23 protein-coding genes are annotated in these 22,228 nt (G+C 58.7%); 12 read left to right on the plus strand and 11 right to left on the minus strand.

Annotated features, from left to right (window positions below; all coding sequences use genetic code 11):
- Positions 1–4 precede the first annotated feature (4 nt).
- Genes BcanWU425_RS30590 through BcanWU425_RS30605 form a run of 4 tightly spaced genes read right to left on the minus strand, consistent with a single transcriptional unit; the run spans position 5 to position 4,773 of the window.
- Complete coding sequence (locus tag BcanWU425_RS30590; RefSeq protein WP_204513786.1) at positions 5–1,099, minus strand: acyltransferase family protein; 1,095 nt, start codon at positions 1,097–1,099, stop codon at positions 5–7.
- Positions 1,096–2,202, minus strand: a complete 1,107-nt coding sequence (locus BcanWU425_RS30595; RefSeq protein WP_085349972.1) for an acyltransferase family protein — start codon at positions 2,200–2,202, stop codon at positions 1,096–1,098. Before BcanWU425_RS30595 ends, BcanWU425_RS30590 begins: the two co-directional genes overlap by 4 nt.
- Before the next feature lie 8 nt (positions 2,203–2,210).
- Positions 2,211–3,554 carry a hypothetical protein gene (locus BcanWU425_RS30600; RefSeq protein ID WP_204513785.1) on the minus strand — a complete coding sequence of 448 codons (1,344 nt, stop codon included), beginning with the start codon at positions 3,552–3,554 and terminating at the stop codon, positions 2,211–2,213.
- 7 nt (positions 3,555–3,561) lie between these two features.
- Entirely contained in the window at positions 3,562–4,773 is a 1,212-nt protein-coding gene (locus BcanWU425_RS30605) for an acyltransferase family protein (protein WP_231188829.1), read from the minus strand.
- Positions 4,774–5,054: 281 nt separating this feature from the next.
- Between BcanWU425_RS30605 and BcanWU425_RS30610 the strand changes: the two genes are divergently transcribed.
- The 4 genes from BcanWU425_RS30610 to BcanWU425_RS30625 all read left to right on the plus strand — a co-directional run bounded on the left by BcanWU425_RS30610 (position 5,055) and on the right by BcanWU425_RS30625 (position 8,998).
- Positions 5,055–5,237, plus strand: coding sequence for a hypothetical protein (locus tag BcanWU425_RS30610; protein ID WP_204513784.1), 183 nt, complete (start codon positions 5,055–5,057; stop codon positions 5,235–5,237).
- Positions 5,238–5,351: 114 nt separating this feature from the next.
- Positions 5,352–5,912, plus strand: a complete 561-nt coding sequence (locus BcanWU425_RS30615) for a hypothetical protein (RefSeq protein ID WP_231188831.1) — start codon at positions 5,352–5,354, stop codon at positions 5,910–5,912.
- 28 nt (positions 5,913–5,940) lie between these two features.
- The gene (locus BcanWU425_RS30620; RefSeq protein ID WP_018458860.1) at positions 5,941–8,172 is read left to right on the plus strand and encodes an AAA family ATPase; all 2,232 of its coding nucleotides are present in this window, start codon (positions 5,941–5,943) and stop codon (positions 8,170–8,172) included.
- A 532-nt stretch (positions 8,173–8,704) separates the two neighbouring features.
- Positions 8,705–8,998, plus strand: coding sequence for a hypothetical protein (locus BcanWU425_RS30625; protein ID WP_204513783.1), 294 nt, complete (start codon positions 8,705–8,707; stop codon positions 8,996–8,998).
- A gap of 37 nt (positions 8,999–9,035) precedes the next feature.
- Here BcanWU425_RS30625 and BcanWU425_RS30630 read toward each other — a convergent pair whose 3' ends face one another.
- Complete coding sequence (locus BcanWU425_RS30630; RefSeq protein ID WP_231188833.1) at positions 9,036–10,466, minus strand: undecaprenyl-phosphate glucose phosphotransferase; 1,431 nt, start codon at positions 10,464–10,466, stop codon at positions 9,036–9,038.
- 593 nt (positions 10,467–11,059) lie between these two features.
- Here BcanWU425_RS30630 and BcanWU425_RS30635 point away from each other — a divergent pair.
- A complete protein-coding gene (locus BcanWU425_RS30635) occupies positions 11,060–11,797 on the plus strand; it encodes a metallophosphoesterase family protein (protein ID WP_026233678.1) in 738 nt (245 codons plus the stop codon).
- Positions 11,798–11,899: 102 nt separating this feature from the next.
- Here the strand turns inward: BcanWU425_RS30635 and BcanWU425_RS30640 are convergent, their stop codons facing one another.
- The gene (locus BcanWU425_RS30640) at positions 11,900–12,163 is read right to left on the minus strand and encodes a hypothetical protein (protein WP_204513781.1); all 264 of its coding nucleotides are present in this window, start codon (positions 12,161–12,163) and stop codon (positions 11,900–11,902) included.
- A gap of 184 nt (positions 12,164–12,347) precedes the next feature.
- On the opposite strand from BcanWU425_RS30640, the gene BcanWU425_RS30645 reads away from it, so the two are divergent.
- The 3 genes from BcanWU425_RS30645 (at position 12,348) to BcanWU425_RS30655 (ending at position 13,496) form a co-directional block, all read left to right on the plus strand.
- Entirely contained in the window at positions 12,348–12,506 is a 159-nt protein-coding gene (locus tag BcanWU425_RS30645) for a hypothetical protein (RefSeq protein WP_204513780.1), read from the plus strand.
- Between the two features lie 225 nt (positions 12,507–12,731).
- The gene (locus tag BcanWU425_RS30650) at positions 12,732–12,998 is read left to right on the plus strand and encodes a hypothetical protein (RefSeq protein WP_204513779.1); all 267 of its coding nucleotides are present in this window, start codon (positions 12,732–12,734) and stop codon (positions 12,996–12,998) included.
- A 114-nt stretch (positions 12,999–13,112) separates the two neighbouring features.
- Complete coding sequence (locus tag BcanWU425_RS30655) at positions 13,113–13,496, plus strand: hypothetical protein (protein ID WP_143273163.1); 384 nt, start codon at positions 13,113–13,115, stop codon at positions 13,494–13,496.
- 178 nt (positions 13,497–13,674) lie between these two features.
- Here BcanWU425_RS30655 and BcanWU425_RS30660 read toward each other — a convergent pair whose 3' ends face one another.
- A complete protein-coding gene (locus BcanWU425_RS30660) occupies positions 13,675–13,890 on the minus strand; it encodes a hypothetical protein (RefSeq protein WP_204513778.1) in 216 nt (71 codons plus the stop codon).
- A 1,398-nt stretch (positions 13,891–15,288) separates the two neighbouring features.
- Between BcanWU425_RS30660 and BcanWU425_RS30665 the strand changes: the two genes are divergently transcribed.
- Complete coding sequence (locus BcanWU425_RS30665; RefSeq protein WP_204514099.1) at positions 15,289–16,122, plus strand: Crp/Fnr family transcriptional regulator; 834 nt, start codon at positions 15,289–15,291, stop codon at positions 16,120–16,122.
- Between the two features lie 114 nt (positions 16,123–16,236).
- On the opposite strand, the gene BcanWU425_RS30670 is transcribed toward BcanWU425_RS30665, so the two are convergent.
- The 3 genes from BcanWU425_RS30670 to BcanWU425_RS30680 form a co-directional block, all read right to left on the minus strand.
- Positions 16,237–16,398 carry a hypothetical protein gene (locus BcanWU425_RS30670; RefSeq protein ID WP_231188835.1) on the minus strand — a complete coding sequence of 54 codons (162 nt, stop codon included), beginning with the start codon at positions 16,396–16,398 and terminating at the stop codon, positions 16,237–16,239.
- 28 nt (positions 16,399–16,426) lie between these two features.
- A complete protein-coding gene (locus tag BcanWU425_RS30675; RefSeq protein WP_231188837.1) occupies positions 16,427–16,669 on the minus strand; it encodes a hypothetical protein in 243 nt (80 codons plus the stop codon).
- A gap of 233 nt (positions 16,670–16,902) precedes the next feature.
- Positions 16,903–17,172 carry a cyclase gene (locus BcanWU425_RS30680; protein ID WP_026233982.1) on the minus strand — a complete coding sequence of 90 codons (270 nt, stop codon included), beginning with the start codon at positions 17,170–17,172 and terminating at the stop codon, positions 16,903–16,905.
- 606 nt (positions 17,173–17,778) lie between these two features.
- Between BcanWU425_RS30680 and BcanWU425_RS30685 the strand changes: the two genes are divergently transcribed.
- From BcanWU425_RS30685 to BcanWU425_RS30695, 3 genes are all read left to right on the plus strand, one after another.
- Complete coding sequence (locus BcanWU425_RS30685; RefSeq protein ID WP_085349974.1) at positions 17,779–18,186, plus strand: hypothetical protein; 408 nt, start codon at positions 17,779–17,781, stop codon at positions 18,184–18,186.
- An 836-nt stretch (positions 18,187–19,022) separates the two neighbouring features.
- Positions 19,023–19,460, plus strand: a complete 438-nt coding sequence (locus BcanWU425_RS30690) for a hypothetical protein (protein ID WP_085349975.1) — start codon at positions 19,023–19,025, stop codon at positions 19,458–19,460.
- A gap of 96 nt (positions 19,461–19,556) precedes the next feature.
- Entirely contained in the window at positions 19,557–21,095 is a 1,539-nt protein-coding gene (locus tag BcanWU425_RS30695) for an OpgC domain-containing protein (RefSeq protein WP_231188838.1), read from the plus strand.
- Positions 21,096–21,455: 360 nt separating this feature from the next.
- Here BcanWU425_RS30695 and BcanWU425_RS30700 read toward each other — a convergent pair whose 3' ends face one another.
- A complete protein-coding gene (locus BcanWU425_RS30700; RefSeq protein WP_231188839.1) occupies positions 21,456–21,665 on the minus strand; it encodes a hypothetical protein in 210 nt (69 codons plus the stop codon).
- Positions 21,666–22,228: the final 563 nt, after the last annotated feature.

A 22,228-nucleotide genomic window follows, 5' to 3' on the forward strand; every position in this document is an offset into this window, starting at 1 on the left:
TCTTCTAGGCGGACTGTTCCATCTTGCTCAATGACCGAAAGAACACGCCGCGGACCGCGCCATCCAACAATCGTCTCAGCCTCACCTCGATCAGCTCGTAGGTGATCGCGCTTGCAACCAGCGACATCAACGATCCCAGCACGATGAATGCTGCCCACAGCAGCCAGCGGTCGACACCGACAGCGACGAGCTTGAGCCCGATCACCTGTAACGGAAACAGGACGAACGGGTGCACGAGATAAAGGCTGTAACTTATCTTGCCGACATACTGCAGGGCCGGCGTGCTGAGCGCCCTGGCGAGACCGGAGTCCGGGGCCAGCACCATGGCGAACAGCAAAAGGCCCGGAATAAGACCTACGAACGGGTGAAACAGCACCAGGCTCGCGTACATGGCGACCCCGCACGTCAGGCCCGCCATCAAGCCAAGAGGTCCCGGAATGGAGATGCGCCAACCCGTGGCGCTGAGAAGCATGCCAATGCAGAAGAACGCCGTGATCGGCCAATGCAGGAGACAGGCCACGCCCATCAAGATCAGGGGCGCCGCCAGCATTCTCCCTCCGATGCGCCACACCGAGAATGTCAGCGCGAACCAGATGTAGAACGCCCATTCGTAAGTCAAGGTCCAGGCATTCTGCTGAGCGATGGGCAAGCCGAGAGCGTCCTGCACGAAGAACAGATTGGCCGTGAAGATCGCGAGATAACCGGTCAGATCGATCCCGCGGAAGAATTTGTAGCCCACGATCGGGCCAATCACGAACAGCGCGAGATGCAGCACGACGAACACCGGCATGATGCGCAGGACACGGTCGAGGAAGAACCTTGGCAGCGAGCCGTGCCGCACCAGACTGGCCGGGATCAGGAAGCCGCTGATCATGAAAAACAGCTCGACACCGTGGCCGCCGACATTGATCACCGATTGCAGCCAGAGCCAGAGCGGCGGCAGGAAGCCCGGATCCGGAATGTCGTACACGCCTCCCTTTGGCATGTCGTAGAAGTGATCCATCAGCACGCTCAGCGCCGCAATGCCACGAAGTCCCTGGACGGAGGGAACGAAAGATCCGTCGTATCCGGCATTCGGCTGGCGCGTTTTTTCGATCACTCAGCTGCCCCTTGCGCGCTGAGCGCCGGCTCGAGAACGACCGCCCTCCTGCGCTTCGACCGGAACCTTTGGCCGAACGAGATGCTGGGCTTCTCGATGAACGCATATGTCGACCAGCTGACCAGAATTGACAATGCTGCGACCAGCGCGGCGAAAGCGGCCCATCCCAGCGGTCCATCACCGAGCCAGACGAGGCGATGGATCCAGACGATCACGAACGGCGACATCAAATAGACGGAATAGCTGATGGTTCCCACGAACGCCATCGGGCGCCAGGCCATCCTCTCACCGAACGCCGCAAACGCGATGAAGACGAGCGCTGCGCAGACATAAGCCGACCCGATCGAATAGCTGTAGAAGAAGTTCTCCTGATAGACGCCGCCGAACCGCCTCTCCGCCAGCGTGATGGCGAAGATCGCATAGAACACCGTACAAACGGCGACGTGCGGCCATCGCAGCTTTCCGCCGATGACGGTGTCGCGGATGACCTTGCCCAGGAACATCGCCGAAAGGTTCAGCCCAACCTCCATCAGCGACGACACCGTCCTGCTTTCGATCAGAAGTGCTGCGGCGGTCCCGACCAGCGCCGCAGCAATGACAATCGCAACTGCAGTAAAGCGCCGGTTCAGCAATCCCATCGCGAAAAGAATGGTGCATCCGACATAGAACAGGAGCTCGATCGCCAACGTCCAGTAGAAGATCCAGAGGTTCGGGATGTTCACGAAAGTCTGCAGCATCGTCACGTTCGCGATGACCTGCGACAACGGGTAGGCATTGGCCTCCAGCACCTGCATCGTGACGAGCCCGATCACCATCGACGTCCAGTACGCCGGGTAGAGCCGAAAGAAGCGGCTGATCGTGAAATCGCGCACAGGAGTAGCACTGTCCGGAAAACTGAACGGGATGACGAATCCGCTGACGAAGAAGAACAGCACGACTCCGAACCGGCCGAAGTTCATGTAGTAGCCGATCGCATCGTGGAAGACCCAATAATACGCGCCGGTGGGGTGCTTCTGGACGATCACCTCGAACACGTGCTGGAACAGCACCGCCAACACGGCAATGCCGCGCAGCGTATCGATGAATGCAAGCCGTCTATGCATCGTTTGTCTCATCTGCTCCCACGCGCTGCCGTCCCTGGCATATCTACGCCGAGACCCTCCAATGAGCGGATCGGCCGCGGCAATTCTATCGGAACGGTATCGGCTGCCCGTGCGGAGGTCGCCCGCCGGGAGAATACTTCGCTGAAGCTCAATGCGATGATCAGGAGCCCTGATGCCGGCCCATAGTTCAGGACGGTGATGGTAAACAGGTTGACCACGAAGAGCAGCGTCAGCTTGTAGACGTCGGTCGCTCCGAAGTTGGCGCGGAACACCATCACCATGAATGCGACGAACGGAAGCCCGAACATCAGGTATGTTCCGATGTAGAAGTTGTCGACCGGTACCCAGTACGCCGCGAGCGGCGAGAAAAGCTTCTGCGGATAGTTGAAGCAACCCGCGCCGCAGCCGGTTACCAGACCGATCGGCATCAGCTGGCTCATGTAGACGAACGGCAGCTGCCAGCTGTTATTGATGCGGTCGAGAATGCTGAACAAGGTCGAGTGCGGCACTGCTGCGGTGCCCGATGCGACCACGATCATGAAGAACGGAACGAGGATCGCAGCGAACGACCACAACGCGATCGCGCGGATCGCGGGGAAACGCGACTTCTCCGGCAGCATTCGCACGATCACCAGCAGCACCAGGTACAGCACGAGAACGATCATGGTCGTCTTGCTGGTGGTCAGACGAATGACGTAAACCGCCAGGGAGCCGTACAGAAGGCACCACAGCGTGCTCTTGCGGATCGACGTGATCGCAAACGACACGAGGATGAAGAATGCGGCCATGGTATTGTCGGCGGCAAAGCCCATCAGGCGCTGATCGTCACCGCCATAGGCCCACCATAGCCGGCCCGCCTCACGCACGGCGCCAAAGGATTCATATTTGTAGCCGACCCAGGGCATGAGGTAGAACTTGGTCAACAACACGCCGATGACGGAGAGATAGAAGGTCACGGCGATGATCGACAGCAGCTTTCGGTAGGAACCCAGGCTCGAATCGCAGAAACAGAATCCGACAAACACCGGCAGCATCATCTTGAAAGCCGAGATCGCGGCGGTCGCAGTGCCCATCATGAAGTAGCCGAGCACCAGCGACAGCATGATCTGCGCGAACACCAGGAGCGCCAGGGTGCTGCGATTGCCCAAAATGCAATGCACGAAGAACTGGGCCAGACACAGCAGCGCGACGCCGTCGGGCAGGTACCAGAGCGTGTCCAGATGAAAGATGCTGGTGTAGTAGCGGATCACGCCGCCGAAGGCGTCTCGGACCAGATAAACCCCGAGCGCGATCGCCTCGATGTTGAGGCTGACCAGCGTGATCTGCGGGCGCTGCAGCGCAAGGGCCGTCATGCTCGCCTCAATTCGTCAGCCGCGCCGATGCCGCCGGAGATGGCGAAAAATCGGGCCGGCTTCCAAGGGCATTCCGAAGCAGCTTACCGCCAAGACTCTCGATGTAGAGATAGCTGAAGTTCGAAACTACCAGTACAGCGGCCAGGGAGATCACGAGATTCAGCGTCGCCGGCAGCCCCGTCCAGATCGAATCGAGCGCCGCGATCGGCCGTGGCCCAAGTGCCCGCACGAAGTACTCCGCGAAGAGCACCACGAGCGCATGCACCATATAGATGGAGTAGGATCTGCGCCCCAGCCACACCAGCGGCCGCGCCACCAGAATCTTCGGCACCAGCAACGCATCCGGAAACGCCAGCAGCGTGCCAAGGAAGGCTGCGAAAACAAGCGGCGCCAGGAAGGTGGTCGCCGGATTGGTCTCTGCGAGGCTGACCAGGACGATACTGGCAATCATGGCGATCAACTGCAGCCCTCCCTGCACGGCAGGGCTCGGCTTGCCTGGCAGCCGACGAACGATCCTGACGGTCAAGACACCGAGGAAGAAGCTCACAAAACAGCGAAGAATGCCGAAATCGGTCTGGAGTCCCAGACTCCTCTTGTCGAGCACGAAGACGATCACGACAAGACTTGCGACCGCGATGAGCCCGGAGACGGCGTAGAACCACGCCAGCGAACGCATGCGCTGGGCCAGCAGGACGATCAGGCCGAACACCAGGTAGGTGTAGAATTCGACACTTATGCTCCAGCTCGGAGCGTTCCAGCTGAGATAGTCGATCAGTCCCATCGAATGCAGGAGAAAGACGTTGAGCAGGAAGGAATAGGCGTTGTTCACCTCGAAGGCGGCTGGCGCGGCAACCACGACGCCTGTGGCGACCAAGCCGATACGCAGGAGGCGGAACAGCAGGTTTGCGATCAGCATGACGATGTGAAGCGGATAGACCCGCGCCAAACGCCGCACCATGAATTCGCGCAGCGAGAAGCGTCCGAAGTCGCCCTCGACGTAGCTCAACGACATCACGATGCCACTGAGAACGAAGAACAAGTCGACCAATAGCCACGCGCTTCTGAAGAACGAGCAATTGATCCACGCATTGTGTGGGAATGCCGCGAGAAAGGTCGGCATCAGCAGGAGATGGTGGATCACCACAGATGTCGCGGCGACACCCCGGATGCTGTCGAGCGGCAGGACATGCGCTTTCTCACGATGAACCAACTCCGTCACATCGACATTCCGTAGCTGTTGCACCGCAGCAGTCTGTATCAGGTCTTTGCGTGCTTTCAATCGTCACGATTGAGGATTCGCGTATGACGCATGACGACCGGCGATAAATTCAACGCTCTCTGTCATTCGAACATGCGCGCGACAACTTTGCGCCATTTTTGCTGATCGAGGAGCATCGGGACGAACGAACTGACTCGCCGGGGCATGGTCGCGAGCATTTGCGAACAAAGTATGCGCGAAACCCGGCGGTGTTGCGATTTAGCCTGTACAGAAGATGTTTCTTGATCCAGGCGTATCCACGCGCTGCTCGCTGGAAAATTTTCTTGTGTCAATTTCGCGACAAGATTTTTTGCGACCGCCTCATAAATCTTCAAACTGCAAAAATCGCAGGCGCCATTGTGCCGATCTCGCAGGCATTGCAAATCGTACTTGCACAACCGACGAAAGGTAAGGCACTGATGTAGCAATCGATGGCAAGCGCGACCGAATGAAACCCGCTTTTGCATCGCACAAAAATTGACACAGTTGGCTGCCACTCTTCGCGTGTACTGGTTTGCAGCAACGACGAAGGGACACGGATGAGCTGCGAAGTGACGCGTCGTACGAAGCCGAGATGGCAACCCATCATCTTGACGGGATTTGCTCTGATCGCATCGGGCGTCGGTCCGACCCGCGCTCAATGCGTCGGATTCTCGGACCGCGCCTCACAAACCGAACTCGACGCCTTCGTGAAGGCGCCGTCTTCGCTTCTGGAACGGCTACGCAACGACAAAGAGAAGCTGAGGGCTCGCCTTTCTTCATATATCGCGACCAATCCATCGGTGTTGCCGTCGGTGCAGACGCTCATTTCCGAATCGGCTTCCCCCGACCGCTCGACCATCGGCGCGGCGCTGCGGCTCGCAGAAGCGCTGTGCACGTCAACGAAACCGGACGCTGCGCGCAAGATTAGGGATTTCACGCAGCGAGTCGGTGACCTCGCCGTGCAGGCGGGCTATTCCGCGGCGGGAGAAGATGGCTCCAGCGCCCAATTGCAGCCGAGAGACAACAAGCCGACGCAGCCTCGGGGCGGAGCGCTGTTGGAAGGCGAATGGAAGACCAAACTGGCCAATCCATTCAAACCTGTTCCCCTCCCGAATTGATCCTGACCATTAAGGCAGCGAATTTCAGATGTATCAGCCTAGAGAACACTTCCAATCGGGACACCGGTTTGGCATCGAGTTTGGCGGCGCGGTCCTCAGCTTTGACCGTGTCACTGATGTCCTTCGTCGGCAATGGCCGCTGATCGCTGCGGCAGTTGGCGCTTCGCTGGCTCTGGTCATCGTCTATCTGGTTCTGGCAAAGCCGATGTATACGGCAAACGCCCGTATCATGATGGACACCCGGCAAACCCAGGTTCTGGACAAGGACAGCGGGACCAACAGCGCTCTGATCGACACTGGCTATGTCGACAGCCAGGTCGAAGTCATCAATTCTGACGATCTTATCCTGTCAATCGTTCGCCGCCTGCGGCTCACCGAGGATCCGGAATTCAACGGATCCAATCCAGGACTTCTCGCCGTCGTTACCGGCAAGATCATGTCAGTGTTCGAATCCGGCGAACCGCCCACACAGGAGCGGATCGAACATGCCGTGGTCGAATCGATTCAAAAGAGTCTGAGGGTTGAGCGCGTCCTGACCACATACGTCTTGTCGCTCAATTATCGCGCACACAGCCCGGACAAGGCAGTCAAGATCGTAAATGCGATCGCCGATGCCTACATCGTGGGTGCACTGGAAGCAAAATACCAGTCCACTAAACGGGCGACCGAATGGCTCCAGCAGCGGAGCGTCGAGCTCAGCGAGCAGGCGACGGCCAGCGACCGCGCGGTGCAAACCTTCAAGGCAGAGCACAATATCGTCGGAACCAGCCGCGGCCTCATGTCCGAGCAGCAATTGTCGGACTTGAATACACAGCTGGTTCAGGCGCGGGCGGCCACGGCCGAAGCCAAGGCGCGCCTCGATCGGATCGAAGCGATTTCCGACCAAGACCTCGCCCAACCCACCGTGACGGACGCCCTTAACAACTCGGTCATTACGCGCCTGCGCGCCCAGTACCTCGATTTACAGGCCCAATATGCCGATTGGTCAAGGCGTTACGGCAAGACCCATCTTGCAGCGGTCAATTTGGCCAACAAGATGGAGGAACTGCGCAAGAATATCGCCGATGAGCTTCATCGGATTGGGGACGCTTATCGCAGCGACTACGAGATCGCAAAAAGCCGAGAGGCTTCTCTCGATAAGAACGTGAAAGAGCTGGTCGCCCAGGCGGGTCACACCGGCCAGGCAGAAGTCAAGCTGCGCGATCTCGAAAGCGCGGCCGACACCTATCGCAATCTCTACAACAACTTCCTGGAGAAGCTGCAAAGCGCCACCCAAAATCAGAGCTTCCCGCTCAGCGAGGCACGCCTGATCAGCACCGCGACCAAGCCTGATCGCAAAAGCTCGCCGCGGACGGTTTTGGCCCTGGTGGGAGGCTTGGTCGGCGGCCTCTGCCTCGGCTTCGGCGCCGCCTTTGCGCGCGAGCTCCTCAACGACGTCTTGCGGACCCCCGGAGAGGTCGAGGACGAACTCGGCGTGAAGTGTCTTGGCGTTCTCCCAGATATTCGCCCGCCGACAAAGACGCGCGCGTTGCTTTCGGCATCCGCGAAAGCCGACGAAGCGGGACTATCCCGCTATGTCGTCGATCATCCGTTCTCGCGGTTTGCGGAAACGTTGCGCAACATCAAGGTCTCAATCGACGTTGCGCGCATGACCCGAGAGATCAAGGTCATCGGCATTGTATCGTCGCTGCCAAAGGAAGGAAAAACGACAGTCGCGGCCAATTTCGCTCAGTTGATTGCCATGACAGGTCACCGCACCATCCTCATCGACGGCGACCTGCATACGCGCTCACTCACACGGGAACTCGCGCCGAACGCCAACAGCGGACTGGTCGAGGCCCTCAGTGATCCCACGGGCTTCAGCTATCACGTGCAACGAAGCAAGGAGACCGGTCTCGATTTCCTGCCGTCCATCGTTGCTTCGCGCATGGTCAATTCGGCCGACGTCATCGCATCGAGGCCAATGGCCGACCTGCTCGCGATGCTCCGGGAACACTACGAATATATCATTATCGATCTTGCGCCTGTGATGCCGGTGGCGGACTCAAAAGCGTTCAGCGTCCTCATCGATGCAATGGTCTATGTGATCGAATGGGGAGCAACCACGCGAGCTGCGCTTCAAGAATCAATTTCGGGGTCGGAGATCCTTCAGAAGAAGCTGCTGGGTGCTGTCCTCAATCGCGCCAACCCGAAGATGCTTGGACGCATCGAGGCGTATAAGGGTAAGCACCGCAACAGCTATTACGTCGAACATTCCTAGAGCGAGGGGCGCAGCAAGCCGCACAGTCCGCGGCTGCGCCCCTAGCGCAGGCCCCGACCTGCTGACGGCCGCCGCGGAGCCTTCCGAAGAGACTGCAGGGACCCACTTTTCGGTCCCATCGTCTGCAGGAGCCGACCGAAACGGGCCGTCGGAAATTCGCAGCCGTGGGGCGGGACGCCAGGCGGGGCGAAGATGCGTCAGCGGGGCTCTATTTGAGTTCCGGGGCCGCGACGACGTGGGAACCAACCCGCCAAGTGACCCTATCGTCGGGCTCCGATACGCGCCCAATCCCCGTATTCATCCGGAATCCACAAATGCCGATCTCTGCCATAGCCCAAGGCATGGATTGACGACGGCGATCCGGACGAAAGATAGTAGATAGTGACGTGTTGCCTGCACAAACCTGCCCCCGGCACGAAGGGCTGTTGATCGTGACCGCAACCTGGACTGCCGAATCTTTGAGCACCTTTCCTTCCGAGGTTCAGGGGGCTAACGTGCGCTCATACTCTTCGCATTTTTTCGGCAGGTTCGGATGGTGATTGCTCTTATTGTCCTGAGCATCTGGGTGTTGCTCAATATTCTTTTCGTGTTGATCGTGGTTCCCCCGCGTAAGGCCCGCCGGGAATCCCGACCGCTGGCGACCACTCTCGCGCCTGCCCCGCTCGATCCGAATCGCCGAGAGCTCGAGCATGACGAGCCTTTTTCGCTTCGTCACGTCGTTGCCTCAGTCGCCATGGGAGCGTTCTTCGTCCTTGTGCCGCCAATGCTTGCGCTACGGGACGCCGTCCTTCGTCTCTTCAAGAAGACCCCCGGCAACGGAAGCTGACGGCCGATAAGTGCCGCCGCCCCCTAGGCGGCTCCTACTAATAGGCCTCCTGGAACAGCACCGTCGAGGCCGTACGCGCCATAATCTTCAGATCCAGCCAGATACTCCAATTGCTGACGTACCAGACGTCATATTCCACCCTTTTTTCCATCAAGTCGATCGTCGGGGTTTCTCCCCGGAAGCCGTTGACCTGAGCCCAGCCTGTCAGGCCCGGCTTCATGTGGTGGCGGTAAACGTATTTGCTGATGAGTTCGTCGTAGTAATTGTCATGGGCGAGCGCATGCGGGCGCGGCCCGACCAGGGACATGTCGCCGCGCAAGACATTCCAAAGCTGCGGCAACTCGTCGATGCTTGTCATGCGAAGGAAACGCCCGATCTTGGTGACCCGAGCATCCCGTTTGGTGGCCTGGGTAATCGTCTGGCCGTCCTCGCAGACCGTCATGGTCCGAAATTTCCATATCTCGAACGGCTTGCCGTTGAACCCTCGGCGCGACTGGCGGAAGATGGCAGCTCCCGGCGATCCGAGCTTGATCAGAACGGCGACTGTCAGTAGCAGCGGTGCAAGTATGACGAGCGCCAACAAGGCCACCCCTACATCAAGACAGCGCTTTTGGAAACGCTCGAAAACACTGAGCGGCGGCCGCTGAATCTCGACCGCTACGGTCCCGCTGACTGGCAGGAATGGGCGCGACACGAGGTCGGCGATTGAATCATCCGGCAGAAGGCGTACCGGTTGGGGCACCGCGCGCAGGAAGGGCCCGATCTTTCGGAGCATCGGCAATTCGTTCCAATCGATCGCTAGAAGATATTCGTCGACGTCCGCCTGGCGCGATTGCCGAATGACATCGCGAATCTGTCGCTCCCAATGGCCGTCGCCGCTGTCGATCCCAAGCACGAAATGACGCATGACGTCGAAACCGTTTCTGCGCAAATCCTTGAAGCGGCTTGAGGTGAAATCGAGCGGCTTCAGGCTCAACAGGATCACCTTGCGATCGACCAAGCGGCTTCTGGCATAGTTTGTCGCGAGTACGAACTGCCAGAGAAAACGCAGACTGATCAATCCGGCGCCGCCGATTGCAGCAAAAATGATCACTGTGCCGCGAGACAGATTGTCCGTGGATTTGAGCAGAAATGCCGCCATAGCGAGGATCGTCAGCGACGCCAACCAGATGAAGATGGCCTTGCGCAGCTGCCAGACCAGATTCAGCAAGCGGTGCGTGGCGTAGACGTCCTGGGAATATGCGACCGCGACGAACACAACGCCGACAATCAATCCTGCCCCCATCGACGCGCCATCGCCAGTGGAGGCAAGCGCGACATTATAGAGCGCCGCCCCTGCACCATAACTGAGCAGGATCAGCAGCAGGTCGGCAGCGATGATGACGATCTGAAAAGGCCGCTGAAGAGCCGTGCCGCGCGTTGACGACAGTGCACCAGCGCCTTCAGAACCATAAGTTGCAACAGCCATTCGAACCTCTGCTATCGAGAATGCTTGACGCTGATCCGTGATGCTGAAGATCCGTCACTTCCCCGAACGCAAACTGTGAAGTGATCACAGCGATATTGTGGCGCTGCACGCGAAACTTTTGCGATGCATGAATGCATCGCGTTTTGTTGAGAGGTCATGGGGCGCGGAAGACCTGCGTCACAGTGCTGACACACGATCGAAACTCGCTGCCCTATTTTGAATCAAGTTCCGCGTCGAATTCGCTGGGGCGCCTGCGTGAAGCGATAGCAGCTCATCTTTGATGCGCCTGTTGCCCACATTGAGTGACTCCGCAAGCGATGTGATTCGATTAGTAGAAGTCCGATGAATTACGATCTAGAGCTGTATCCGCCCAGCTGTCTTCAGCGAGGCATGCATCTTCCCGCTGCCGGGCGCGATGCAGCCCACGGCAGAGTTGCCTGATTTGCTCAGCGCGCGCCGACAAGCTAAGCAAGCGAATATCCTCCTTTCCTTCGGCGCAATCGGGCAGTCTGAGAGGCGACACCCTTCAATAAGGTCCGGCCGCGGACCGACTTGGCGAAACTGTCCCCACCACCTCACCGAGTGTGCGCGCCATGACATCTTTTGCCCAATCACACCCGCCGATTCATAGGCCGCAACTGCCGGATGGCGTCCGAATTTACGCGATCTCGGATATTCATGGCTGCTCGCATTTGCTGCAGCCCATGCTGCGGGTCATCGACGCCGACTTGGCCCACAGTCGGCCACGCTATGCGATCGAGGTGTTCATGGGCGACTATGTCGATCGCGGCCCGGACACGCGCGCCACGCTTGACCTCTTGGTCGAACGAAGCCGGCGGGGAAACTCGATTTTTCTCAAGGGAAACCACGAGGCATTTTTAGTGAGGGTTTTCGAAGACCCTTCGTTGTTTGAAGATTGGCTTCGCATCGGTGGCGCCCAGACACTCATGTCCTATGGACTCGCGCCGCCAGACCTGAAGCGCGACGACCCAGCGTCGATCATGCGCGATTTGATCCGCGCAATGCCGGGTGAGCATCTGGAGTTCCTGGACGAACTACGGCTTAGCTTTACCTGTGGAGATTTTTTCTTCGTCCACGCCGGCGTTCGCCCGGGTGTCCCCTTGGCAGAGCAAAGCGAAAGCGACCTGCTTTGGATTCGCGAAGAGTTCCTTCAGAGTGAGGAGCAGTTCGGCAAATATATCGTTCATGGTCACACGCCGGTGCGCACCGCCGAAGTTCTGGCAAACCGGGTCAACATCGATACGGGCGCCTACGCGACGGGCAATCTAACTCTCATGAGCATACAAGGCAGCCGGATGCTCGCGGTATGACTGCCCAGGATATGACTACCCTGGGAATGTCTCCCGATTCGTCGGGAAGATTGTTCCTGAAGCCAATGGAATGCCTCGGCGGTCACGAGCTAAGAGCATCACCTAGTTGAGCACGAGGGGCACTTCCCGTCCTGCCCGCCTGTCGGCCATCCAGCTGCGCCAGGCCCGCTCATGCTTGGCGTAGAGCTCCAGCCATCGTTGTCCCGGCTTGTTCTGATCGAAGCGAAGGCCAGGGCCGAGGGGCGCGTCGGGCTTGTCCAACGTCTCGAACTCGATGGTTTCCGCGATCGTCAAACCGAAAAGGACACGCTGTCCTGTACCGTCCACGATGTACCGTCGCGGTGCGTCCCTCATCGCCTGGGTCATGTTCTGTGTCGCCTATGGTCGTGAGAACAAAGGTGTCGCTCGCACGCTGGACGAGGCCTAAAAGGCACGTCGGACGTGTCCGAATGCCGAATTGGGAGTCGATCGGGACGTTCTGCGCGAGGTGCCGGAGGGCTCGTTCGTCGTCGTTCGTTGCGGGTGCCGGGTACGCAGCGCATAGCCCAACGTGACGCCGGCGCAGAAGATCAAAGCGAAGACCAATGCAGAAGCCATACGAGTCGTCCTGAATAGTGCGGTGCTCATCAAGAGTGAGCAGTGTGTCGACATCATGATTCTTGATATTCTTGGTGACTCTCCTGGTGCCAAAAAAATTGTCCACGCCTGATCTTGTCCTGAGCAATAGCATCCGAGGTGTTGGCTCAGCGCTAGCGCGGTCTTTGGCCGGCCGCACCGATCCGGGGTCACCTTCAAATCTGTTCTGTCCGAACAGTCCAGCTGGATTCGCGCACCTGAATAGCTGGATTTCGCAGCCGTTCTATGGAACGATGCGCTTGCAACCTTTTAGAGGCCGTCGCATTATTTCTCGCCCATTTCGAGAGGGATTGATCCAATGAACTTCCGCACCCTTGCTCCATCCATTGCTCTTTCTGTTCTTGGCCTTGCTTTGATAACGACCGCAGCTTCAGCCGCGGAGCTCGCGCTTGCTCCTGCGCATCATCGGTCGGCCTACGTCCGAACCGGTTACGTGTTTTGGGATGATGTCTACCCGCCTGCGATCTATGGCCCCAACCTTCGCTCGGTTGAGGAAGTCGCCGCGCTCAAGGCGGAGGCCCGGCCTGTGTCGCAACGCTGGTGGGGGTATTGGTACGCTCGGTGAACGGCACAGCGTTTAGCGACCAGCCGCGTTCACCCATGAATCGCCGCAACACCGGGCAGCCGGTGGCGGCGATTTTGTTTGAGCTTGCCTGGCCGATCCAACCATGATCACCGCATGGGCGGCAGCATGAGGCCCAAAACAGCGGCGGCAAGCCTATGTTTTTTCGCGGGATACTGGCTGCAAGCGCATGCTGCGGCCGCAGGTGAATGCGCCTTGCGGCCCGAGCGCTTCGTACTGCTTTCCGACACCGTGTATTGGGTTGTTTCAATCCCAGCCGGCACGGAATGCCTGCAAGGCCTGCGTGGCAGAACTCAGCTTCTGGATGAAGTTAAACTGGCAGAGGCGCCCAGTGCCGGTCATGTGACGATCGTCGGCCCGTCATTTCGCTACCAAGCCCCCTCACGTCCAGGGACTGACCGGTTTCGAATTGCGGTGTCAGGCGAAAACCGCAGGCAGCGCGGATCCTCGATCATCGCTGTGGAAGTGACCGTCAGATAGGGCCGTGCCGACTGGCGAGGAAGCGGAGCCGGAGCGCTGTCGTGCACTGGACGGCTCGATGGAGAAATTGAGGCAGCCCCAGCCCGTGCCGCCTAAACTCAGTTCCGTCGCGGAAGGATCCTCACGGAAGGCTGCTGCCGATTGCCGGCAAGCTTTCGAGGTCCCGTCGGGAACGCTGCTACTTCGCCTGCGCACCCCGGTCCCAGGGCCGCTTGCCATCCGCGCCCCTGTCCCACGGCCGCGCGGTCGGGGCGTCCTTCTCCTGCGTGGCGGCCTGCGCACGATCGGCCTGAACCCGTTCGCGATCGGTCAATGGGGCCTTCGTAACTTGCGGTTCGGGCTGCGCCAAGGCCGGCGTCGCGATGAGCAGCATCGCCAAAATCAATTTTTTCATCCCCGGCCTTAACACACTGGCCGCAGGCTGTCCGATCTATTCGGAGCCATAGCTCGAAGGAAAAGGCCCACAACGGTGGGCCTTTCGGTGAGAGCTGATGAATAGATCGCCCTATTTCTGATCTTCGTTGCTGGTGCCTGATCCGGGGCTTCCGATCGGCAAACCATTAGCTGAATGACCAACCCCGGAGTTACGCTCGGCTTGCGCGGCGGCCGGCGTCTTTCCGTTCGCGGTTGGGGGTTGGACGTTCGGATTGTTCTGGCTGGGGTTGGGGCTGCTCGTGTTCACGTTAGCGCCGGTGGTGGTGCCTTGAGTCCCTATGCCGGAAGGAGCCGAGGGGCCCGAGGTCGCGCTGCTCGACGAGGTGCCTGTCCCAGCACCAGAGCTTGCCGCCGAACCCGCGCCGCCGCCGGCTCCCCCACCCGAGCCGCCACCGCCGCCTTGGGCGAACGCTGTCGACGAGAATGCTATGCAGGCAAGGACAACGAACAGAGGTTTGCGGATCATGGATGCGTCTCCCTGCGCTTGAACAGCAATCACGACAGACGCAGGAAGTTCCTTCGCTGCCGCGGTCCGAATTCCCTGCGAACAGGGAATTTTACAGGGAAAGCGCGCCTGCGGTGAGGCCGCTATCCCATGAAAATGCGAACATTTGCCTCGAAATTCAGTGCATCCGGGGCGCGATCCGCCAAATCCGAACAGGGAATTTATCGCTAGCGAACAGGGAATTTGCGTGCATACGGCTGGACGAAACAGGCGATGTGCGGGCTACGGATCCGTGCCGCATGCCGTGGCGCGAATAGCGCAAGCATCGCCTGTGGATCACCGCCAGTGCAGGGGCGGCGTCTGCGCACGGCGAGGAATCGCGAACAGTCGCCGAATTTAACTGGCAGCAGGGCCCTCCTAGGCTGTGTACTCATTAAGCAGCTGGCCGCGTTATGTCCGCACTTTCGGCAGACCTAAGCGTGCTGGCCTGGGGCCTCCCGACGGACAACGCCCGCATGTCCGTTGAGGGCAAAAGCGTCGCTCTGGCGGACGGCGGCAAACTTCCGGCTTTACCCCAATCGACCGACGGATAATTGCACCGTGTCAACGGAAGCGCCGGGCCAAAAGACGTGCACGCCCCACACCGCCGAAGACGTCAGCTAGGAAGCCAAGAGCAAGCGCTGCCGGAACCATCACCGGTTGATCATCCCGCAGGGCCCCGCTCGCCGAGTCGCACAACGGGCGTGAATAGTATGATGTATGCAAGATCCTGCTTGCGCGGCGAGACGCCGGCAGCGTCTCCGCAAATGTCCGTGCTTGATCTCGACTAATGGCTCTGTTTGGATAGTTGCCTTTCGGCAACTCATAATTCGGATAATCCTAGTGAATGAAATAGATGGACGCGGCCGTTCAGTGGGGGCTCTTTCACAAGAAAGCATCGGGACCGTCAACCGCACTGGCATCGGGAATCGGCTACTGGCAGCGCTGCCGCCAGCGGATCTCAGCTTGCTCACGCCCTACTTCCAGAAGATCTCGTTTGAGCCAGATGCGGTTCTGGTGCGCTCGGGCGATGAGATGGACCCGGTCTATTTTCCCCATAGCGGCGCAATCGCCTTCATGCTCGATATGCCGGACGGGCAAACGGTCGCAACCACCTTGATGGGACGGGAAGGCGCTTTGGCCTCTTTCTCCGTACTCGGCCCATCGCTTTCATCCGTGACCGCGATTGCACGCATCGCTGGCACAGCATCATTGATTTCCGCCGCCAAATTTCGGGATGCCTATGCGCAAAGCGCAGCCATCAGGAATGTCGTTCAGCTCCACGCCCGCGCGGTGTTATTGCAACTCCAGCACGTAGCCGCTTGCAACGCGCTGCACCGGGTGGATGGCCGCATGGCGCGGTGGCTTCTGCAGCTTCACGACCGCGTTCCAGATGACCTCCTTCCGGTGACGCAGGAGGCGCTTGCGCAATTGCTTGGGGTGCGGCGGACGACAGTGACTCTGACGATGAGCAAGCTGCGCGCGGCCGGCGCCGTCCCCTCCGACCGGCGCGGGTTTATCGAGATCGACCGGGTGCGGCTCGAGCGCGTTGTATGCGACTGCTATGCGCTCATGCAGCGCAAGATCGATCGGATGTATTGCCAGGAATTGTCGGCGCCCCAGCCTACCCGTGCGCCGTTCCGGGAAAGCGCCATCGTCTCGTCCGGCGGAGCGAGTGGTGAATCCAGAGCCGTTTCGCAGAAATAGAGACCATGCGATAGCCGCCTTCGGTCAGAAGCTGCCATTAGGTAGCAGGCCGGCGCAGGTCCGCAACGGGACATGAGCCGACTTCGCTCCAAGCAGCGATACTTGTCAGGCTCCTTAGCGGCCGTAGGGGAAGCAGCGGTGGCGATCGAGTGTGAGACCGAAATGCGCTCCTAGCGCAGCGATGGCCGCATCCTGCTCAGGATAAGGATCGGCATTGCATGCGGCAACGATGATGATCCGGAACCCGCCGCGATCCTTGCCACCCGGTGGCAGCATCGCTGTAGCCAGTGGATTACCCTCCCTGTCACGCAACGTGAGGAAAAGGCGGCATCTCTCGCTGTACATGGGCCTCGAGGCCGATGTCGCGCTCGATCGCGTTGGGCTGCTCCGGACGCCAGGATTGGACTGCCTTCTCTCGCTCGCGGCAGAAATATTTCTCGACTGTGTGGCGCATCAGGCGCGACTCTTGCACCGCTTCACCTTCCGTTTCGATACGGAACCAGGTCTTACCCTTCGGCGTGTCGCAAACATACTGCATTTCGCCCATCCTGATCGCCGCAATTCTAGGGCGGCGGGCCCGCAAAGCCAGAATGTCATTCTCGTCGCGTTTCGATCTTTGCGTTTTTACACAGCCAGGGTCAATCGCGTCACTTTGGCCGCGTGCCGTTCTCTACCGGTCTACCCCTGTGAACGGATATCGTCAGACCGCTTCGGCATGTCTCAATGGGCCAACAGGCGACATGGTACCACCACAGCCGGCACTTGGCCGGGATCGATACTTCACGCCTTTTTGGTAAACCAAATCGTTGGAGCTTTCGCTACTCCCGCATTCTGCATGGCATTCTTCAATTCAGCACTCTCCGCGAAGGCTTGCGCAGCTTCAATCGTGGCAAACTCGTGAGTTACTGTGATGTCATTGGGATTTTCGACTGCTCGGTAGACAGCCTCGGCTGTTACGCCCTTCGTCTTCTGAACCGAAGCAAAATCGTCGTAAACTTTCCGCCAGGTCTTGTAGTCGGAAACCGTGTGTCTAACAAACATAGTCGTCATCAGATGTTCCTCCCAGACTGGTCGTAGCAATCTTTCCACGAACGCTTGAAACAGCACTTCCAGTAGCACCAGTATAATACCGGCCATCGCTTGGAGCTATTTCATTTCCGGGTTGCACTGATGGCATCGGACCTTGCCCTTTGTCCGATAAAACTGAGGCGTGCTGCCACTTCGCTGATGGGCTAGCTCCGGGCGGTCTTGCGGGAGCAGCATCATCGCCTCCGCACTCGACGCCAATAGGTCGTGGCCGCGCACTTACTGCGACCCGCCACAGGACCAGTCAGTGACACTGACTTGCGTATTCAGTTGGTCGCAGTGTGAAGTTGCTGACGCCGGGTCCGAACTTCAGGCCTAAGCAAACTGAGGCATTATGCCTCTTGGGCGAAACACCCATTTCTAGGGCGCGTCCGTTCTCGTAGAATGTGGTTGCCCTTGAAGCGGGATGTGCCGAAGTCACCGTTCGGGACGAACGAGCAGTACTAGCGCTGTCGGCAGGTACGCTAGCCTAAGAGACCGCCCCCTTTTCGGTTTCACACCACGATTTCACATTCCACACGCGCGCAGCTTTTGCGGCGGCTTGTTGCAAGTAACCCAGGGAGAAAAGCGATGAGCAAGATCGATCGAAGGTCTGCATTGACATTCGGGTTGGCAGCGGCATCGGCGGCCATGATAAAGCCCGCCGCCGCTCAAACGACGGGCTACAAGGACACAACTCCGTGGCCAGGTGTGGTGGTGCGTGAGTATGATGGCGAGACACCATCGCTGATCCCGGGTTTTAAAACCGTCTCAATGCGCGACATCATCATGCAGCCGGGATCGAAGACCATGGGGCCCCCGATGATGAATGCCATGGTCTGCCATATCACCGAAGGAGAGCTTCGGCTTGAGCAGGACGAAAAGACCTTTACCGGCAAGAAGAATTTTGTCTGGACCTGCAACAAGGACACAAAGGAGCAGGCGTTCAATGATGGGAACGTGGTCGCGATTATGCGGATCACGGACCTAAAGGCTTAAGGTGCGTTTCTTCGCAAAAAAAAACGATTGTAGTTGGGAATGGCGCACGCGACGGCGCACCGATCGGGTCGGTTTGCCCTCTGACGTGACTTCCTGGTTGCGCCGAACTCTAGATATGTCGCTGCGCTAACCGACGCGAGACAAACGTCTAAGGGCTAGTTGGCGGACGATATGAAATCGACGAGCGCCGCGACAATTGGTCGGGGCGTCTCAATTCAAGACTACTGCAACATGAAGAGAGAGAGAGAGAGAGAGAGAGAGAGAGAGAGAGGGAGAGGGAGGCCGATGTCTGAATTGGGGTCACAAGCGGTCCTCGACCGGCCTGCTCCCGACAGGTCGGCTATGGGCCAGGAAGAGACATTTATCTCGCGCTGCGCGTCATGCGATCTGAGTCCGTCTCGCGCGCCGTTGCCCTTCTATGCCTCAGCGGTTGTGTGAAACCTCCGCGCGTTCATAAATCGTGAGTTGTGTTTGCCGTTGATCAGATCATGGTCTTCCAGTCGACTAGGTAAACGTGTGCCCGAATCGGACATCTAGTGCGCTGCCAGGCTCGCCGCTCGGCACGCAGTGACACGCAAGGTTCGAGCCGAGCTGACGCGGCTTTAAACGTATCAGTCAGCCAGCTTGACATCTTTTCGCGACAGGTCAGTGCCGCTGCTTGAACCCGCTGCCGCTGCTGCACTCCCCGCTGTGCCACTGCTCATCGAAGGGTAGGGCTCAGTTCCTGGGCGGTTGCAGCGATCAGCGCCGTTCACGACGTACCATATTTCGTTAGGTTTCTCGGGCCTCGCGACGCCGCGATGGCCGCAATGTCTCGATCTCTGGGAGGGAGAGACATGATGAAGCGATCGCCTATTCTCTCTCTGGTGGCTGTCGCGAGCTTCACCGTCCTATGGTTTGTTCTGGATGCCGATCTGCATTTTAGAAGGGCGGCTGCCACTGCAACAACAGCCATGCCACCCGAGGTCGTAGCTGCCGAGCCTTTCAGAACGGCCCACGCCGCTAACAAAAGGTCGATGAGGATACTTGCACTGGATCAGGCTAAGCATCTCGCTTTCTGGACGTCCGTTTTGAAGAATAGAAAGCAGGCCTGTGGAGCTGTTGTTCGGACCATGTATCAAGGCGGCACCGAATCTGGGGTCGATGCTTGGCGCATTGGCTGCCGGGACGGCAGCGAATATTCGATAACAATTAATCCGGACGCGCATGGCTCTGAGGCGGAGTTTCCGGTTTCGGTTTGCAGTGGAATCGCTTTCGCCCGAGGTGCTGAATAGCCCCGTCATTGAGCGTTCAGCACCCGCGAGATCGCCTCTTTATGCCAGCTGTTATCCGCTGTCCCGGCGCGTCCTCGCCAACATGCGAGGATGATCATGACGATTACCCGATCACGACGTGAAACGGTGGAGTTCGAGCACCCATTTCGGATCACAAGCTTCGAGCGGATACTACCGGCTGGCTCCTATGAAGTGATTACCGACGAAGAATTAATGGAAGGAATGGAAGGATTATCATTTCCGTCCTTTCGGTCCGTCGCCACCATGATGATGGTGCCTGCGCCGCCGCCGCGCAGCTCTTTCGTCGAGATGGTGGCGATCAGTTCGATCGATCTGTCCGATGCGCGGGAGCCGATGCGATCGTATCCCGTTAGTGACGCGCCGGCCCACCTCAACAAGCATCGGACTGCGCTGAACATTGACAGTCGCCGGATGCTGGCGGAGATCGAGCGAAACGCGTTGCGCGGACTGCATCCGCAGCCCGAACCCGAGTTGCTCGCGGCGCCTGCGATGCCATTGGCGGGCCCGCGGCCGGAGCCGAAAGGGCTAGGCCGCGACCTACGCATCGATGCTTGCCGCGGCCTCGCGCTCTGGTGCATCTTTTTGAATCATTTCCCCAACAACATCGGAAGCTGGCTGACGCTGCGGAACTACGGCTTCAGTGATAGCGCGGAAGTATTCATGTTCGTCTCGGGTGTGACCTGCGCACTGGCTTACGGCAGCGCACATTCGCGCGATGGCTGGCCCGGCGTCATCACCCGTACGCTGTGGCGAAGCTGGGACATTTATGCTGCATTTCTATTGCTCACTATAGCTTGCGCCATCATGGTCTACCTAACCGGCGGTGGCCGGATCGCCGACGAGAGCAACACGCGCCTTTTGCTGGAACATCCGGGTGCGGCGCTCGCGCATGCGGCGATCCTGCAATACCGTCCGGTCAATACCGACGTCTTGCCGATTTTCGTGGTTTATCATCTTTTGTTTGCACCACTATTGTGGTTGCTGTTGCGAGTGCCGAACGTGACACTCGGCGCGTCGCTCTTGCTTTATGCGCTGGTACACGTCTTCGGCTGGACCGTCCCGGCCTGGCCCAACAACGTGTGGTTCTTCAACCCGCTGGCTTGGCAGCTGCTGGTTGTGCTCGGCGCCTGGTGTGTCATTGCGGGCAAGGGAGTCTGGCCCTGGATGACCTGTCGCATCGCGCTTGTACTTGCAGTTCTCTATCTGACTTTTAGCCTGATCGTCGCATTGAGTTGGTGGCTCACGACCCTGGAAGATCTGGTCCCACAAGCGCTCGCCAGTGTGGTTTACCAAGTCGACAAATCGGATCTCGCTCCCTTGCGGTTGCTGCATTTTTTAGCGCTTGCGATTTTGGCGGTATGGCTCGTACCCCGCGATTGGCAAGGACTGCCGATGCCGCTGATGCGCGCAGCGATCCGCTGTGGGGAGAATTCGCTGGCAATCTATTGTCTCGGTGTTCTGCTGGCGCTCGCCAGCCAAATAGCGCTGGCCGACATCTCGAATGGTCTCGCGATGCAGATCGCGCTCAGCCTCGCCGGCATCCTGCTGATGATCGCCGCCGCAACGCTGCTGAACTCAATCAGGATCAAACCCAGGCAGCCACGATTGATTTGAAGACTTGAGGAAACTTGTTGGCCGGAGAGGCGAGCAGGCAAAATTCGGGAGAAGGCTACCAACGGCCAGCCTCCACGTCTTCTCTTCCGGGAGGCGATCAAGCTGCGAACTTCACGCGGTGACACGATTTGCAGCGTGATGCGAACGTTGAGATGCTTCCTCCCAAAATCGCAACATGACCGCTTCGGGTCAAAACGCGAAGAACTGAACGTGAGTTGATCTGGTCTGCCATCCCTCAATCAGCGGACCTTGTGGAGGGGCTCGACTTTGTCGCCCAAAACGGCCGCCCGATCGCCTCTCAGCGCACGCGAGGAATTATGTCGACACATGAGCTTAAGGATGCTCAGAGTCGGCAGCACATCATTGGTGGTCAAGCCGCACCACGTCATTCGCCAATTTCGGCGAGCTGCGGCGCAGGAGGAAGCACACCCCGCAAAGTGTCTCCTTCCTCCACATGAGGCGGCAGGTGAAGGTTTCGGAATGTTCGTCGAACGATAGCGCAAATTCGCTGGCGAATATGTAATACGGCGTGGAGATGCAGGCTCCCAGGGCGCTGATGTCGCGCACCACGCACGGATGGGTCCCACTCATCCACCAAACGACAGCCGCGCCGCCCGGTTGATCGGTATCCGCTCCATTGCTCGACGTTCGACCATGGCGAGATTCTCCAATGAAGAGGTAACTTCCAATCGAGCCATCGCAGCGATCGCGATTGCACCTCTACAGAGTCAGTTTTCCGATCCCGCCGAGCCCGGAAAACGGCAATATCTGCACGTTGATCTGCACCGCCTAGGCTAACAAGCAGTATTTTGTCTCATTAAAATTAAACCGGATCGCGTGGTTAATCCGCCGACGTTGGTACCCACCTCACAAGCAAATGAAACCGCTCAGGACACGTCTTTTCCACGAAAATGAGGTATTTCACAGCACTTTCAGCGAACCTGAGCTACTATTAATTGAACTGAGTGATTTTACGTCCTCCGGCCTGACAATGGCGGTTTTTAAATAGTCATAGTAAGGCGCGCTGATGAGTAGGCCTGGTCAGGGGCACAACCGCATGACAGTTCTGCACGAACGCGTTTGGTTTCTAAGATCTCAACTGACAGAGCTTCAGAACCCTCGCAGCCGGGTTG

The sequence above is a fragment of the Bradyrhizobium sp. WU425 genome (assembly GCF_021052305.1).
Classification (GTDB): Bacteria; Pseudomonadota; Alphaproteobacteria; order Rhizobiales; family Xanthobacteraceae; genus Bradyrhizobium; species Bradyrhizobium canariense_D.

Excerpts from the sequence above, each read along its gene's own strand:
- BcanWU425_RS30595 (WP_085349972.1), bottom strand. The coding sequence starts at position 2,202 with ATGCATAGACGGCTTGCATTCATCGATACGCTGCGCGGCATTGCCGTG.
- BcanWU425_RS30600 (WP_204513785.1), bottom strand. The coding sequence starts at position 3,554 with ATGACGGCCCTTGCGCTGCAGCGCCCGCAGATCACGCTGGTCAGCCTC.
- BcanWU425_RS30615 (WP_231188831.1), top strand. The coding sequence starts at position 5,352 with ATGAGCTGCGAAGTGACGCGTCGTACGAAGCCGAGATGGCAACCCATC.
- BcanWU425_RS30620 (WP_018458860.1), top strand. The coding sequence starts at position 5,941 with ATGTATCAGCCTAGAGAACACTTCCAATCGGGACACCGGTTTGGCATC.
- BcanWU425_RS30625 (WP_204513783.1), top strand. The coding sequence starts at position 8,705 with ATGGTGATTGCTCTTATTGTCCTGAGCATCTGGGTGTTGCTCAATATT.
- BcanWU425_RS30630 (WP_231188833.1), bottom strand. The coding sequence starts at position 10,466 with ATGGCTGTTGCAACTTATGGTTCTGAAGGCGCTGGTGCACTGTCGTCA.
- BcanWU425_RS30635 (WP_026233678.1), top strand. The coding sequence starts at position 11,060 with ATGACATCTTTTGCCCAATCACACCCGCCGATTCATAGGCCGCAACTG.
- BcanWU425_RS30640 (WP_204513781.1), bottom strand. The coding sequence starts at position 12,163 with ATGACCCAGGCGATGAGGGACGCACCGCGACGGTACATCGTGGACGGT.
- BcanWU425_RS30650 (WP_204513779.1), top strand. The coding sequence starts at position 12,732 with ATGAACTTCCGCACCCTTGCTCCATCCATTGCTCTTTCTGTTCTTGGC.
- BcanWU425_RS30655 (WP_143273163.1), top strand. The coding sequence starts at position 13,113 with ATGGGCGGCAGCATGAGGCCCAAAACAGCGGCGGCAAGCCTATGTTTT.
- BcanWU425_RS30660 (WP_204513778.1), bottom strand. The coding sequence starts at position 13,890 with ATGAAAAAATTGATTTTGGCGATGCTGCTCATCGCGACGCCGGCCTTG.
- BcanWU425_RS30670 (WP_231188835.1), bottom strand. The coding sequence starts at position 16,398 with ATGCTGCCACCGGGTGGCAAGGATCGCGGCGGGTTCCGGATCATCATC.
- BcanWU425_RS30675 (WP_231188837.1), bottom strand. The coding sequence starts at position 16,669 with ATGGGCGAAATGCAGTATGTTTGCGACACGCCGAAGGGTAAGACCTGG.
- BcanWU425_RS30680 (WP_026233982.1), bottom strand. The coding sequence starts at position 17,172 with ATGACGACTATGTTTGTTAGACACACGGTTTCCGACTACAAGACCTGG.
- BcanWU425_RS30685 (WP_085349974.1), top strand. The coding sequence starts at position 17,779 with ATGAGCAAGATCGATCGAAGGTCTGCATTGACATTCGGGTTGGCAGCG.
- BcanWU425_RS30690 (WP_085349975.1), top strand. The coding sequence starts at position 19,023 with ATGATGAAGCGATCGCCTATTCTCTCTCTGGTGGCTGTCGCGAGCTTC.
- BcanWU425_RS30695 (WP_231188838.1), top strand. The coding sequence starts at position 19,557 with ATGACGATTACCCGATCACGACGTGAAACGGTGGAGTTCGAGCACCCA.